This window comes from Streptomyces sp. NPDC086519 (assembly GCF_040686075.1).
GTDB classification, from domain to species: Bacteria; Actinomycetota; Actinomycetes; order Streptomycetales; family Streptomycetaceae; genus Streptomyces; species Streptomyces shenzhenensis.
This window is the reverse complement of record NZ_JBFBJL010000085.1, coordinates 1-14,673: the sequence shown is the minus strand read 5'-3', so window position 1 is coordinate 14,673 and position 14,673 is coordinate 1. Positions and strand designations below refer to the sequence as shown.

Annotated in this window: 10 protein-coding genes; 7 read left to right on the top strand and 3 right to left on the bottom strand. The window is 71.3% G+C overall.

Features of this window, described 5'->3' with window-relative positions; genetic code table 11:
* The first annotated feature begins 58 nt into the window (after window positions 1–58).
* The gene (locus AB0P24_RS42910; RefSeq protein WP_365804011.1) at window positions 59–1,069 is read left to right on the top strand and encodes a DNA-3-methyladenine glycosylase 2 family protein; all 1,011 of its coding nucleotides are present in this window, start codon (window positions 59–61) and stop codon (window positions 1,067–1,069) included.
* 256 nt (window positions 1,070–1,325) lie between these two features.
* Here the strand turns inward: AB0P24_RS42910 and AB0P24_RS42905 are convergent, their stop codons facing one another.
* Window positions 1,326–2,408 (bottom strand): NDP-sugar synthase, encoded by a 1,083-nt coding sequence (locus AB0P24_RS42905; RefSeq protein ID WP_365804009.1) that lies wholly within the window; start codon window positions 2,406–2,408, stop codon window positions 1,326–1,328.
* A 161-nt stretch (window positions 2,409–2,569) separates the two neighbouring features.
* Complete coding sequence (locus tag AB0P24_RS42900; protein ID WP_365804007.1) at window positions 2,570–4,063, bottom strand: peptidoglycan recognition protein; 1,494 nt, start codon at window positions 4,061–4,063, stop codon at window positions 2,570–2,572.
* 129 nt (window positions 4,064–4,192) lie between these two features.
* Between AB0P24_RS42900 and AB0P24_RS42895 the strand changes: the two genes are divergently transcribed.
* From AB0P24_RS42895 to AB0P24_RS42875, 5 genes are all read left to right on the top strand, one after another.
* Window positions 4,193–4,948, top strand: a complete 756-nt coding sequence (locus tag AB0P24_RS42895; RefSeq protein ID WP_365804005.1) for a TIGR03089 family protein — start codon at window positions 4,193–4,195, stop codon at window positions 4,946–4,948.
* A 236-nt stretch (window positions 4,949–5,184) separates the two neighbouring features.
* Window positions 5,185–6,303 carry an LCP family protein gene (locus AB0P24_RS42890; protein ID WP_365804003.1) on the top strand — a complete coding sequence of 373 codons (1,119 nt, stop codon included), beginning with the start codon at window positions 5,185–5,187 and terminating at the stop codon, window positions 6,301–6,303.
* Between the two features lie 242 nt (window positions 6,304–6,545).
* A complete protein-coding gene (locus AB0P24_RS42885) occupies window positions 6,546–8,258 on the top strand; it encodes an LCP family protein (protein WP_365804001.1) in 1,713 nt (570 codons plus the stop codon).
* Between the two features lie 230 nt (window positions 8,259–8,488).
* A complete protein-coding gene (locus AB0P24_RS42880; protein WP_365803999.1) occupies window positions 8,489–10,087 on the top strand; it encodes an LCP family protein in 1,599 nt (532 codons plus the stop codon).
* 234 nt (window positions 10,088–10,321) lie between these two features.
* Window positions 10,322–11,875, top strand: a complete 1,554-nt coding sequence (locus AB0P24_RS42875; RefSeq protein ID WP_365804040.1) for an LCP family protein — start codon at window positions 10,322–10,324, stop codon at window positions 11,873–11,875.
* 24 nt (window positions 11,876–11,899) lie between these two features.
* Here AB0P24_RS42875 and AB0P24_RS42870 read toward each other — a convergent pair whose 3' ends face one another.
* Complete coding sequence (locus AB0P24_RS42870; RefSeq protein WP_365803997.1) at window positions 11,900–12,934, bottom strand: glycosyltransferase family 2 protein; 1,035 nt, start codon at window positions 12,932–12,934, stop codon at window positions 11,900–11,902.
* A gap of 249 nt (window positions 12,935–13,183) precedes the next feature.
* Between AB0P24_RS42870 and AB0P24_RS42865 the strand changes: the two genes are divergently transcribed.
* On the top strand, window positions 13,184–14,593 hold the full coding sequence (locus AB0P24_RS42865) for an LCP family protein (RefSeq protein ID WP_365803995.1): 1,410 nt from the start codon (window positions 13,184–13,186) through the stop codon (window positions 14,591–14,593).
* Window positions 14,594–14,673 lie beyond the last annotated feature (80 nt).

Sequence of the window (14,673 nt, the reverse complement as noted above, 5' to 3'; positions counted from 1 at the left end):
GCATGTCGGACACAGCTCCGCGCCCCTGCCGGGGCGCCTGAGGCCTAGGATCTTTCACGTGGCTGGACGTTTCGCTCCTCGGCCCACGCGTACGACTGTGCGGGGTGGGCAGGTCGTCGTGCCTGCCGGGGTGCCTCGGCAGGCTGCCGCGCCGGGGCGGGTCCGGATGTGGAAGCCGGAAGGCCCGCTTGATCTCGGACTGGTGCTGGGGCCGCTGCGGCGGGGTGCCGGGGATCCGACGTTCCGGGCCACCCGTGACGGTTCCGTGTGGCGGGCGAGTCTGACGCCTGCCGGGCCCGGCACGCTGCGGGTCGCCGTGTACGGCGGTGAGGTGCGCGGGGAGGCCTGGGGGCCGGGGGGCGAGTGGCTGCTGGAGCGGTTGCCGGAACTGCTCGGTGCCGCCGACGACCCGTCCGTGTTCGTGCCCCGGCACCGGGTCGTGGCGACGGCCCGGCACCGGCGGCCGGGGTTGCGGCTGACGCGGACCGGGCTGGTGCTGGAGTCGTTGATTCCGTCGGTCCTGGAGCAGAAGGTCACCACCGACGAGGCGTACCGGGCGTGGCGGTTGCTGGTGCGGAGGTTCGGGGAGCGTGCGCCGGGCCCCGCGGGGGTGGGTGAGCGGCCGATGTGGGTGATGCCGGCGCCTCGTACCTGGGCGCTGATTCCGTCCTGGGAGTGGCACAAGGCCGGCGTCGACGACAAGCGGGCCTCGACGATTCTGCGGGCGGTGCGGGTCGCCGCCCGGCTGGAGCAGGCCGCGGGGATGGCGGCGGAGGCGGCGCAGGCACGGCTGGAGGTGGTGCCGGGGGTGGGGCCGTGGACGTCGGCGGAGACCGTGCAGCGCAGTCATGGGGCGGCGGACGCGGTGACGGTCGGGGACCTGCACCTGCCGGGGATCGTGGGGTGGGCGCTGGCCGGGGACCGGCATGCCGATGACGAGGTGATGCTGCGGTTGCTGGAGCCTTATGCGGGGCAGCGGCATCGGGCGGCCCGGTTGATTCTGCTGAGTGGGCATACGCCGGCGAGGAGAGCGCCGCGGATGACGCGGGGCGACATCGGCCGGTTGTGACGTGCGGGTGGGCTGGGGCCGGGGCGCGGGGGTTTCACTCGCCCGCGTCGGCGGGGTGCCGCTGCGCCCACCCGTGCCGCCCTGCGGCACGCCTGCCCGCAGCTAGGCAGTCTTTTGAGAGGGGCGGCTGGGCAGCGCCCCGTCCGGGGGCGCGGGGAACTGCGCGATCAGCCCCCGCGCGCCCGCAGTGGAACCACTTCCCCGAACGCGGTCCGGGGCGCAGCCCCACGAACGGCTCCCCGCCCCCGCCGCACAACTACTGGTCCGACGAGAACCGCACCGCCCCCGCCGGGATCCTCGCGTCGCACCACACCCTGGCGCCCTCACGCAGTTCGTTGTCGGCGCCGATGACCGCGCCGTCGCCGATCACCGTGCCGGTGAGGACGGAGCGTTCGCCGACGCGGGCGCGGTTGCCGATGAGGGAGTCGGTGATGACGGCGCCGGGTTCGATCACGGCGCCCGGGAGGATGGTCGAGCCGAAGACCCGCGCGCCCTCCGCCACGAACGCGCCCTCGCCCACCACCGTGCCCCCCGTCAGCTTCGCGTCCGCCGCGACCCGGGCGGTGGGGAGGACGAGGCGGTCGCCGCAGCGGCCGGGGACCGCGGGGGACGGGGCGCGGCCGAGAACCAGGTCCGCCGAGCCGCGGACGAAGGCCGCGGGCGTGCCGAGGTCCAGCCAGTAGGTGGAGTCGACCATGCCCTGGAGGTGGGCGCCGGCCGCGAGCAGTTCGGGGAAGGTCTCGCGCTCCACGGACACCGGGCGGCCCGCCGGGATCGTGTCGATGACCGAGCGGCGGAAGACGTACGCCCCCGCGTTGATCTGGTCGGTGACGATCTCCTCGGGGGTCTGCGGCTTCTCCAGGAAGGCCAGGACCCTGCCTGTCTCGTCGGTGGGGACGAGGCCGTACGCGCGGGGGTCCGTCACCTGGGTGAGGTGCAGGGAGACGTCGGCGGACGTCGACTCGTGGGTGGCCACCAGGGCGCTGATGTCCAGGCCCGTCAGGATGTCGCCGTTGAAGATCAGGACCGGCTCGTCCGGACCGGAGTGCAGCCGGGCGGCCACGTTGCGGATCGCGCCGCCGGTGCCGAGCGGTTCGTCCTCGGTGACGTACTCGATGTGCAGGCCGAGTGCCGCGCCGTCGCCGAAGTACGGTTCGAAGACGTCCGCCAGATAGCTCGTGGCGAGGACGATGTGCTCCACGCCCGCGGCTCTGGCTCTGGCCAGCTGGTGGGTCAGGAACGGCACGCCGGCCGCCGGGACCATCGGCTTGGGCGTGTGGACCGTGAGCGGGCGCAGCCGGGTGCCTTTGCCGCCGACCAGGAGGATCGCTTCTGTCACCTGTCGTCTCTGCTTCCTGCCGGGACCGGCCGAACTCTCTGTCGGCCGGCCAGTGTATGCAGACCGTGCGACGGCGCCCTCGACCACCGCGCGGTGCCACGCGGCATGGGTGTGCGGTTTCCCCCGACTGCCCCCGACGGCGGTGAACGCGGGCCCCGTACTCAGCGTCCCTGCAGGTGCGCGGAGGTGGTCCGGGCCGAGCCGAGCTTGGCGTAGAGCTCGGCGCCTGGGCAGTCGGTGGCGTACCCGTCCCGGTGGCCGGAGATCACGTTCAGTCGTACGTTCTTCCCCTTTGGGTAGAGATTGCCACCCCCGGACGTCAGATATGTCTTTCCCTTCGGATTGGCCCCGAAGATCCCGAGCTTCCAGGCGGTGAGCCTGGCGACGGCGGTCACGGCGGCCGCGGACGGCTTGTGCGAGCCGTACGTACCGATCACCGCGATACCCATGCTGTGGTCGTTGAACCCGAGGGTGTGGGCGCCTCTGACGGCGTTCGCCGCTCCCCCGGCGCGGCCCTCGTAGATGGTTCCGCACTTGTCGACGAGGAAGTTGTAGCCGATGTCCCGCCAGCCCCTGCTCACGACGTGGTAGCGGTAGATACTGCGGATGACGGACGGGGCCTCGGAGCAGCGGTAGCCGTTGCCGGAGGCGGTGTGGTGGACGAAGGCCGCCTTGATCTTCCCGGTGTAGACGAACCCCTTCTCGCGCAGCGACTCGTCGGCGCCCCAGCCGCGGCGGGTGACGATCCTGGGGCGCGGCCCGATGTAGGGCTTGGCGAGCGAGGCGTCGGCGCCGTTCAGTTCCCGGAGTTCGCGTTCGGTGTCCTCCCGGCTCAGCGCGGGGATCTCGGTGGCGGCGAACGACACCAGGCCGGCGTTGACCGCGTCCGCCGAGTCGGCCGCGGTGTCGCCCGCGGTGTCGGTACGGGCGCTGTCGCCGGGCGGGCTCTGGGACGGGGCGTCGTCGCCGGGGTCGACGAGTTCGAGGCGCAGGCCGGCCGGGAGCAGATCACGCCCGATGCCGAGGCCGCCGCCGTGCGGAGCGGAATCGTCGGCGGGATCGTCACCGAGCCCGTCACCGAGGCCGTCGCCGGAGTCGTCATCGAGGCCGTCACTGGAACGGTCGCCGGAGCCGTCACCGAGGCCGTCGTCGGAGTCGTCACCGAGGCCGTCGTCGGAGTCGTCGCCGGGGCCGGCATCCGCTTGGGCGCGCACGCGTACGTCGACTCCGTTCGAGTCGCCCACCCACAGGGGCGCGGTGGCGCCGTGCACCCGGCCGGAGGCGGCCTCCGCCGTGTCCGGGTCGGCGTTGTGCGTGTCGATGTCCTGCCAGCCCGACCAGTGGCCGGTGGCGGCGGACCGGGTGCGCACCTGGACCCTGCCGTGCAGTTCTGTTCCCGGGTTGTCCCAGACGACGCCGACGAGCGAGAAGTGGTGTGTGTCGACGCGGTACGCGCCCTGCTCGGGGGCCTGGCCGAGGACGCGTTCGCGGGTGCGGGGGGTGAGGGGCAGCGACTGGGTGCTGCCGGAGAGGGCCGTCGTCGTGGTCCGGTCCGCGGGTGCGGCGGCCGCGGAGGGCATGTTCAGCACGGCCGGCGGGAGGGTGAGGGCCGCCGCGCAGGTGACGCCGATCGAGCAAGTCAGGAATCCACGCATGCCCCTGATATTGAGCACAGTCAGACGGACATGCCCATGCGGGAACTGACGCCCCGTCGGTCCCGGTTACGCCGAACCGGTGGCCCCGCCGGCCGGTGCCGGTGCCCGGCGCGGCGTACGCTTGCGCGGGTGAACGCCACCGATCGCACCCCTGCCGACCTGCTGCGTTCCGCGCTCGCCGCGGATCCCGGACGCCCCCTGGTGACCTTCTACGACGACGCGACGGGCGAACGCGTCGAATTGTCCGTGGCCACCTTCGCCAATTGGGTGGCGAAGACGGCGAATCTGTTGCAAGGCGACCTCGGTGCGGGGCCGGGCGACCGGGTGGCCCTGCTGCTGCCCGCGCACTGGCAGACGGCGGTGTGGTTGCTGGCCTGTTCGTCGGTGGGCGCGATCGCCGACATGGCCGGGAAGCCGGCGGCGGCCGACGTGGTGGTGAGCGGGCCGGAGTCGCTGGAGGCGGCGCGGGCGTGCCGGGGGGAGCGGGTCGCACTCGCGCTGCGGCCGCTGGGCGGGCGGTTCCCGAGGACGCCGGAGGGGTTCGTCGACTACGCCGTCGAGGTGCCGGGTCAGGGGGACCGGTTCATGCCGTTCTCGCCGGTGGACGCGGAGGAGCCCGCGTTGATCGTGGCGGGGGCGGAGCTGAGCGGGGCCGAGGTCGTGGAGCGGGCGCTCGGGGACGCGGCGGGGCTGGATCTGACCGGGCCTGGCTCCCGGCTGCTGTCGGGGCTGGGGTACGACACGTGGGAGGGGCTGAGCGCGGGGCTGTACGCGCCGCTCGCGGTCGGGGGGTCGGTGGTGCTGTGCCGGCATCTGGACGAACTGGATGCGGAAGGGATCGCGAAGCGGATCGACAGCGAGCGGGTCACTGCGTCCGCTCGCTGAGGTCGTTGTCCGGCCGCGGTCCGGTGGGGGGCCGTTCGCGCCCACCCGGCGCAGCCGCATCTCGGCACAGCCCCGCGCCCCCCAAGAAGGTGGGACCAGACACCCCCACGACCGGTCGCGCCCACCCGGCGCAGCCGCACAGCGGCACGACCCCACGCCCCCGGGAAACGGGGACCGGGCACCCGCGTGGAGTAGTTGCCGCCGCCTCCGCTCCCGCGCCGGGGCACTGTTGAGGAGTGACCGACGTCGTAGGGGCATCCGCCACCGGGAACGGGCTTGCCCGGCGGCGTCGGCGGCGTTGGGTGCGGGGGGCGGCCCTCGGTGCCGGGATGCTGCTCGTGGGGGCCGTCGGCGGCGGCTGGGCCCTGTACGCGAAGCTCAGTCACAACATCACCGCCGACGACGCGGCCGAGGCCGAACTCGCCCGGTACGAGCGGGAGCGGCCCACCGCGCTGGTGCGGGGCGCGCAGAACATCCTCCTCATCGGGTCGGACACGCGCGCCGGAAACGGCAACGGCCGCTACGGCAAGGACTCGGGCACCGAGCGCTCCGACACCACGATCCTGCTGCATCTCGCCCGTGACCGGCGCAGCGCCACCGCCGTCTCGCTGCCCCGGGACCTGATGGTGCACGTGCCCGGCTGCCTGCGCGCGGACGGGCGGCGCAGCGATCCCTCGTTCACGCTGTTCAACTCGGCGTTCGCGGTGGGGGGGTCGGCCTGCACCATCCGTACCGTCGAGAAGCTCACGAACATCCGGATCGATCACCACGTCGTCGTCGACTTCAGCGGGTTCAAGAACATGGTCGACGCGGTCGACGGGGTGCAGGTGTGCCTGAAGAAGCCGATCAACGACAAGGCGGCCAAGCTGCGGCTGCCCGCCGGGCGGGTCACCCTCGACGGGGAGCAGGCGCTGGGGTACGTACGGGTGCGCAAGTCGCTCGGGGACGGCAGTGACACCGGGCGGATGGACCGCCAGCAGCAGTTTCTGGGGGCGCTCGTCAAAAAGGTGCGGAGCAGTGGCGTACTGCTGAATCCGGCGAAGCTCTATCCGCTGCTGGACGCGGCGACCTCCGCGCTCACCACCGATCCGGAGCTGGCCAGTCTGCGGGGGCTGTACCAGCTGGTTCGCGGGCTCCGGGAGATCCCCACGGACCAGGTGCGGTTCCTGACCGTGCCGCGGGAGCCGTATGTGTACGACGCCAACCGGGACCAGCTGGTGGCGGGCCGGGCGGACGCGCTGTTCGCGCTGCTGCGGGCGGACCGGCCGGTGAAGGTCGCCAAGAAGAACCCCGCCGAGGACTCCCAGGCGACCACGTTCCGCGGTAACACCGCCGCCGAGGACAGTTGCGCGTAAAGCACACGCCAAGGCGGCGAACTTCCGTGCCGTTCGATGTCAGTCAATTGAGATGGATTGCCCGCATGTAGGGAGGATGAATTTGTCACTGGCGTCACTCCACGCTGAACTGGGCGGATAGTGTGAGCGCTCCGGTGCACCCGGCCGCGAGGTCTGTCCTGGGGTCGTGCACTGCGAAACGTGACCGAGCGCCTTGGTGGGGGGAAGGCGCCGCGTGGCCCCGACGGAGGATTCGGACAACCGTGGACGCGCAAGGCCGTGGGCGGGCGGACGACATCGATCCCGCAGACCAGTGGGTGCTCAATCCGAACACCGGTGAATACGAACTGCGACTGGCGCCTTCCGCACCGCAGTCGTCGGTACCCGGACCGCGCAGACCGGCCCCGCCGGACAGCACCGCGCGCGGTACGCGGCAGACCGCGAGCCCGGAGGTGCCGGGGCAGCGCAGGCGGCGCGCCGAGCCCGAGCCGCCCGCGGGGCGTCGTTCGCGGCGGCCGGCGAAGAAGAAGTCGAAGGCCAAGAAGGCCCTGCTGTGGACCGGCGGGTCGATGGCCTTCGTACTGGTCGCCGTCTCGGCCGCCGGCTACCTCTACATCAAGCACCTCAACGACAACATAACGTCCGTCTCCGACGACGGCGCGAGCACCGGTGGTTTCAGCAAGGACAAGGCGATCAACCTGCTGGTCATCGGCACCGACAAGCGGACGGGCTCGGGCAACGAGGGCTACGGCGACGCCGGCAGCGTCGGGCACGCCGACACCACGATCCTGCTGCACATCTCCAAGGACCGCTCCAACGCCACCGCGTTGAGCATTCCGCGGGACCTCATCGTCGACGTGCCCGACTGCCAGACGCAGCAGTCGGACGGGACCGAGAAGGTCATCGCGGGCACCGAGAACGTCCGCTTCAACACCAGCCTCGGCCAGGACGGCCGTACCGCCAGCTGCACCGTGCGCACGGTGACCGAGCTGACCGGGATCCAGGCCGACAACTTCATGGTGGCCGACTTCAACGCGGTGAAGACGCTGACCGACGCGGTCGGCGGGGTCGAGGTGTGTCTCGCCAAGGACATCGACGACTCGGACTCGCATCTGAAGCTGTCCAAGGGCACCCACAACATCTCCGGCGAGACCGCGCTGGCGTTCGTGCGCACCCGGCACTCGGTCGGCTTCGGCGGCGACCTGAGCCGGATCCAGCTCCAGCAGCAGTTCCTCAGCGCCCTGATGCGCAAGCTCAGCTCCAACTCGACGCTCACCAGCCCGACCAAGCTGCTGAAGCTGGCCGAGGTCGGCACCAAGGCGCTCACCGTCGACTCCAAGCTGGACAGCATCTACAAGCTGAAGGACCTGGGTCTGGAACTCGGCAAGCTCAACCCGAAGAACCTGACCTTCACCACCATCCCGGTGCTGGACAACCCGGCGGAGAAGGTGAAGGCGACCGTCGTGCTCAACGAGACGAAGGCCCCCGCCGTCTTCCAGGCGATCAAGGACGACGTCTCCTTCACGGCCGTCAAGAAGAAGCAGGCACAGGCCGGCAAGGACGCGGCGGCCGCCCGTCTGAAGGGCACCAAGTCGGCGGCCTCCGAGGTGCGGGTGCGGATCCTCAACGGCGGGGCCGCGGCCGGCAGCGCCCAGGAGACCCTCAGCTGGCTACAGAACCAGCAGGGCGTCCTCAAGTCGGAGAACGCCGGCAACGCGGGCACCACCCTCAGCAGGACCACTCTGGAGTACGCGCCCGCCCAGGCCGATCAGGCGCGCGAACTGGCCGGCCTCATGGGGCTGTCCGGCTCCGCGATGAAGCCCGGCAAGAGCGTGACCAACTCCCAGGGCCTGCCCGCGATCACACTGACGCTGGGCAAGGACTTCCAGGGGGCGGGAGTCTCCCTCACCACTCCGACAAAGGCGCCGGACGTGGACAGCAAGACAACGGCGGACAAGGTGACCTGCGCCAAGTAGGGCGCCGCGACGAAGAGTTACGCGGCACGACCACCAAGTAACCGCGAATAAGCAGGTAACCCTATGGGTCCGTCGCGCGTCTAACCGGGCGCGGGGCGGACCCGTGTGGTCCGTGTGGCGTCCGACGGGGGGCGTGGCGGCGGGCCCGTGTGCGCAGGGCGCAGGGTGGGGAGGGCAGGGAGTTGACGCAGAGCGATGTGCGGAGGGAGGTGCCTGCGGTCGAGGACACGATGTCCCTCGCACCGAAGGCACCCGGGACACCGGACAGACCCGGATCCGGCGACGGACGCCACAAGGACGGCTCGACCGGCGGTCGGCGCGGGCGCGGCCGGCGGGTGCTGCGCTGGTCGGCGACCGTGCTCTCGGTGGTGGTCCTCGGTACGGCCGGTGCCGGCTACCTCTACTACCAGCACCTGAACGGCAACATCCACAAGGGCGAGCGCAGCAGCGGCGACGCCAAGGCACGGAAGACCTCCGCCAACGCGGCCGGTCAGACGCCGATGAACATCCTGCTGATCGGCTCCGACAGCCGTAACTCCGACGAGAACGTGAAGCTCGGCGGCGCCAAGTACGACCGGGGCAGCCCGCCGCTCGGCGACGTGCAGATGCTGATCCACCTGTCGGCGGACCGCAAGAGCGCGGCGATGGTGAGCATCCCCCGGGACACCCGCGTCGACATACCCAAGTGCACGGACCCGAAGACCGGCAAGGTGTATCCGGCGACCAACACCATCATCAACGAGTCGCTGGCCCGCGGCGGCGCCGGCTGCACACTGGCCACCTGGGAGAACCTCACCGGGGTCTACATCGACCACTGGATCACGATCGACTTCTCCGGCGTGGTGAACATGGCGGACGCCATCGGAGGCGTCGACGTCTGTGTGAACCAGAACGTGTGGGACCGGCCGACGGCCGCGGTGCCCGGCGGCTCCGGGCTGAAGATGACGGCCGGCACGCACAAGGTGAAGGGCGAGAAGGCCCTGCAGTGGCTGCGCACCCGGCACGCCTGGGGCAGCGACCTGATGCGGGCCCGGGCCCAGCACATGTACCTGAACTCGATGATCCGCACGCTGAAGGGCCAGAACGTCTTCACCGACACCGGCAGGCTGATGGACCTGGCCGAGGCGGCCACCAAGTCCCTGACGGTCTCCGAGGAGATCGGCACGCCGAAGAAACTGTACGACCTGGCCATGCAGCTCAAGTCGGTGCCGACCAACCGCATCACCAGCCTGACGATGCCGAACGTCGAGGACCCGCAGAACAAGGATCACGTCGTGCCGGACGCCGCCGGCGCCGACAAGATATGGCGGATGCTCCGCGACGACGTGGCGCTCGACAAGAACGGCTCCGCCAAGGAGAGCAAGAAGAAGACCCCGGCGAGCGCCCAGCCCACCGAGGAGCCGTCCGTCTCCACGGGCAGCCTGGGCGTGCTGGTGCGCAACGCCACCGGCAGCGCCACCAAGGCCCCGGTCGGCGGCCGGGCGCGGGCACTCGCCCAGGAACTGGCCGCCAAGGGCTACAGCAGGGCCGCGGCGGACACCTCGGCGGCCGCGGAGTCCGTGGAGAAGACGGCCGTCCAGTACCCGAGCGCGGACTTGAAGGGCGACGCCCAGGCGGTCGCCAAGGCGCTGGGGATCCCCACCGACCAGGTGCAGCAGACCACCGACGTGTCGGGGGTCACACTCGTCGTCGGCGCCGACTGGCGGGACGGGACGGCGTACCCGAAGCAGTCCGCGCCGAAGGCCGGTGACCTGCCGGACAACGCCGACGCGATCAACGGTTCGGACACCAAGCAGTGCATGGACGTGTACGCGCCCTATCGCTGGTAGCGGGAGCGCACAGGTCCTCGGTAGCGGGAGCGCACCGGTGCTCGGTAGCCGGAGCACGCAGGTCCGCACAGGCGGGCACAGGTAACTCCTAAGCGTCTGCATGACACTGCCGCCGTGCTCAGGTGCCCGGACGTTCCGGGTGCGGTGGCAGGGGCGAGCGGGAGGGCGGGCGACGTGGTGCGCAGCAGTGTGCGGGGGGAGGTGTCCGACGTGGTGTCCGCGGTCGAGGACGCCATGTCCCTCACGCCGCAGGACGGTGACGGCCGGCAGAGCAGACGCGGCGCGGACGGCGACCGCAAGCGCCGCAGACGCCGGATCCTCCGCTGGTCGTCCTCGATCCTGGTGCTGGCCATGGCCGGCACCGCCACCGCCGGATACCTGTACTACGAGCACCTCAACGGCAACATCAAGAAGGAGAACCTCAACAACGCCGACGCCAAGGACCGCGCGACCAGGACCAAGGCGAACGCGGCCGGCCAGACCCCGCTGAACATCCTGCTGATCGGCTCCGACGCCCGGAACACCGCGGAGAACGTGAAGCTGGGCGGTGCCAAGGACATCGGCACCGCGGCCCGCGCCGACGTCCAGATGCTGCTGCACGTCTCCGCGGACCGCACCGACATGTCGGTGGTGTCCATGCCTCGCGACACCCTGGTCTCCATCCCCAAGTGCACCGACCCCGACACCGGCAAGGTGTACGCGGCCACCACCGACACCATGACCAACGCGTCCCTGGAACGCGGCGGGCCCGGCTGCACGGTCGCCACCTGGGAGAAGCTCACCGACATCCACATCGACCACTTCATGATGGTCGACTTCTCGGGCGTGGTGTCCATGGCGGACGCGATCGGCGGGGTGCCGGTGTGCGTCGACGCCGACATCTACTCGCACACCTCCTCCGGCCACGGCTCCGGCCTGAAGCTGAGGAAGGGCACCACCTCGGTCAAGGGAAAGCAGGCCCTGCAATGGCTGCGCACCCGTTACGGCTTCGAGGACGGCAGCGACATAGCCCGCACCAAGGCCCAGCACATGTACATGAACTCGATGGTCCGCCAGTTGCGCTCCAACGCCACCCTCAGCAACCCCGACAAGCTCCTGGGGCTCGCCGAGACGGCCACCAAGGCGCTCACGGTCGACACCGGCCTCGGCTCGGTCACCAGGCTCTACGACCTCGGCAAGGAGCTGAAGAAGGTCCCCACCGACCGCATCACCATGACGACGATGCCGTACGTGTACTCCTCCGACGGCAACCGCGTCCTGCCCAAGCCCACCGACGCGGCCAAGCTGTGGCGGCTGGTCCGCGAGGACATCGCGCTGGACGGCAAGGACAAGAAGAAGACGACGACGTCGGCCACGACGAAGGTCACCGACAAGGCCGCGGCCGACGACGAGATCGCCGTACAGGTGCAGAACGGCACCAGGAGCGGCACCGAGTCCGCCGTCACCGGCCGGGCCGCCGCCGTCACCGAACTGCTGGCCGGCAAGGGGTTCACCAAGGCGGCGGCCGACGGCACGGCGCTGCTGAGCGAGGAACAGACGCTGGTCCGCTATCCGAGCGCGGACCTGGCGGGCGACGCCCAGCGGGTCGCCGAGGCGCTGGGCATCTCCACCGGCCAGGTGAAGAAGTCGACGGCCGTCGACGGGGTCACGGTGGTCGTCGGCGCCGACTGGCGCTCGGGCACCGCGTACACCGCCGACGACGATGACACCACGCCGGCGTCGGCGAACGCCCTCAACGCCTCGGACACCAAGGCCTGCATGCACGTCGACCCGGACTACACCTGGTAGTCCGGGCCGTACGGCAGCCGGTGCTCAGCTGGACGAAGAGCTGAGCACCGCGGGGCGACGGGACGCGATGACCCGCTTCGCCAGCGACTTGGGGCTGGTCAGGAAGCCGTACCCCCACGACATGTGCATGGTGGCGAGGGCGAGGGGGATCTGCAGCCGCGCCTTCAGCGGCAGCCCCTTGCCGGCCGGGAGGGACCCGGCGGCGATCGCCGCGAGGTAGCCGCCGGGAACGACGAACCCGAGCGGCGTCACCAGCGCCCCCACGAGGATCCCCGCCGCTATCGCGCACACCGCGGTCGGCGGGGCGAGGTAGCGCAGGTTGATGGAGCCCTCGTGGTAGCGGGCGACGACGTGCCGCCAACGGCCGTAGTCCTTGTACTGCTTGGCGAGCGCCTTCACGCTCGGCCGCGGGCGGTACGACACCCTCAGCTCCGGCGAGAACCAGATCAGCCCGCCGGCCTCCCGGATCCGGAAGTTCAGCTCCCAGTCCTGGGCGCGGATGAACTCCTCGTTGTAGCCGCCCTGTTGCTCCAGCGCCTCGCGCCGGAAGACACCCAGGTACACGGTCTCGGCGGGACCGGCGACGCCGCCCGTGTGGAAGGCCGCGTTCCCGACGCCGATCTTCGAGGTCATGGCCGCCGCGACCGCGTGCTCCCAGGCGTTCTCGCCCTCGGCGTGCATGACGCCGCCGACGTTCTGCGCGCCGGTCTCCTCCAGGAGCCGTACGGCGGTCGCGATGTAGTTCGGCGAGAGCATGCCGTGGCCGTCGACGCGCACCACGATCGGATGCCGGGAGGCCTTGATCGCGGCGTTCAGCGCGGCCGGGGTGCGCCCGGTCGGGTTCGGGACGGTGTGCACGCGCGCGTCTTCCGCCACGAGTTGGGCCGCGATCTCGTCCGTACGGTCCGTGGAGGGACCGAGGGCGATGACGACCTCCATCTCGCCGGCGTACTCCTGCGCGAGGATCGCTTGGACGGCCCCGCGCAGATGCCGCTCCTCGTCGAGGACGGGCATGATCACAGAAACTGCGGGGTGCCGCACGTCGGACTTGGCGTTCATAGGGGGCTCACGTTACCGCGAACGGGGGACACCGGTGCGCGCCGCATGGGCGGTGCGGCGGGCTGAAGGTCGTATCGGCCTACGGTGCTCACGGATCCCGCGTACGGCCTCGTCCGGAGGTGTCCCTTGTCCGCCAGCCCGCCCCGGTCCCCCGTCCGGCCAGCCCGGCCGCAGCGCCGACCGCAACCCACCCGTCAGGCCCCGCGGCCGCCGGTACGACCCAGAAGGCCCCGGCGGCCGCGCTGGGCCATGCGGGCGGTCACCACACTCTCCGTGGTGGTGCTGGCGTCGGCCGGGATCGGGCACTCGGTGATGGCCGGACTGGACGCGGACATCGCCCGGGTCGACCCCTTCAAGGACATGAAGAACCGTCCCGCCGCGGGCCACGGCATGAACGTGCTGCTGGTCGGCACCGACGGCCGCGACAAGATCACCGAGCGGGAGCGGCGCAAGTACCGGCTGGGCGGGGCGCCGTGCCACTGCACCGACACGATCATGATCGTGCACATCTCGGCGGACCGGAAACGGGCGACGGTGGTCAGCCTGCCGCGCGACTCGTACGCCGAGGTCCCCGCACAGGTCGACGAGACCACGCACCGCCCGCGCGCCGCCCACCCCATCAAACTGAACGCGGCCTACGCGGAGGGCGGCCCGCAGCTGACCGTCCGCACGGTCGAGGACATGACCCGTCTGAAGATCGACCACTACCTGGAGGTCGACTTCATCACGTTCATGCGGACCGTGGACGTGCTCGGCGGGGTCCGTGTCTGCACCGCGCAGCCGCTGAAGGACTCCTACACCGGCCTGAACCTCTCCCCCGGCACGCACACCCTGAACGGCGGCCAGGCCCTGCAGTACGTGCGCTCCCGGCACGTCGACGCGGCGAGCGACCTGGGCCGGATGAAGCGGCAGCAGCGGTTCCTGGCGTCGATGATCGAGCAGGCGACGTCGAGCGGGGTGCTGCTCAACCCGATCAGGTTCCGGGACGTGACGCGGGCGGTGCTGGGGTCGGTGCGGGCCGACACGGGCTTCGGCACGGACGAGTTGCTGGACCTGGGCCGGGCGATGCGCAACTTCTCCCCGTCCTCGTCCGAGTTCACGACCGTTCCCATCGGGGAGATGGGGTACGCCGTGAAGGGCATCGGCTCGACGCTGAAGTGGGACCGGGCCGGGGCGGACCAGTTGTTCCGGTCCCTGCGCGACGACAGGCCGCTCGCGCCGCCCACGCCGCCGCCCACGCCGCCGCATGCGCCCACGCATGCGCCGAAGCCGCAGGTGCCGCCGCCGGCGACGGTGGAGGTGGCGCCGGCGGGGATCCGGGTCCAGGTGGAGAACGGCACGCCCACGGCGGGGCTGGCGCGGCGGATGGACGCGGCGCTGGCGGCGACGGGCTTCGCGACGAACCACTGGCCGGTGGGCGCCGCCCGGCGCGACCTGAAGCGCACGGTGGTCTCCTTCGACCCACGCTGGGACCGCTCGGCCCGCTCACTGGCGGCGGCGCTGCCGGGCAGTGTCCTGCGGGCCGTGCCGGGGATGGGCCCGGTGCTGCGGGTGACCGTGGGGACCGACTTCAAGGGCACCGTCCGCAAGGTGCGGGCGGATGTGCCGGCGCCGCAGGAAGAGGCCTCCGTCATCCGCGGAGACGAGAAGGTCTGCTGAGGGTCGTGTTTCGGCCGCGGGTGCGTGGGGGTCGTTCGCGCAGTTCCCCGCGCCCCTGAAAAGAACGAGCGCTGCAGTGC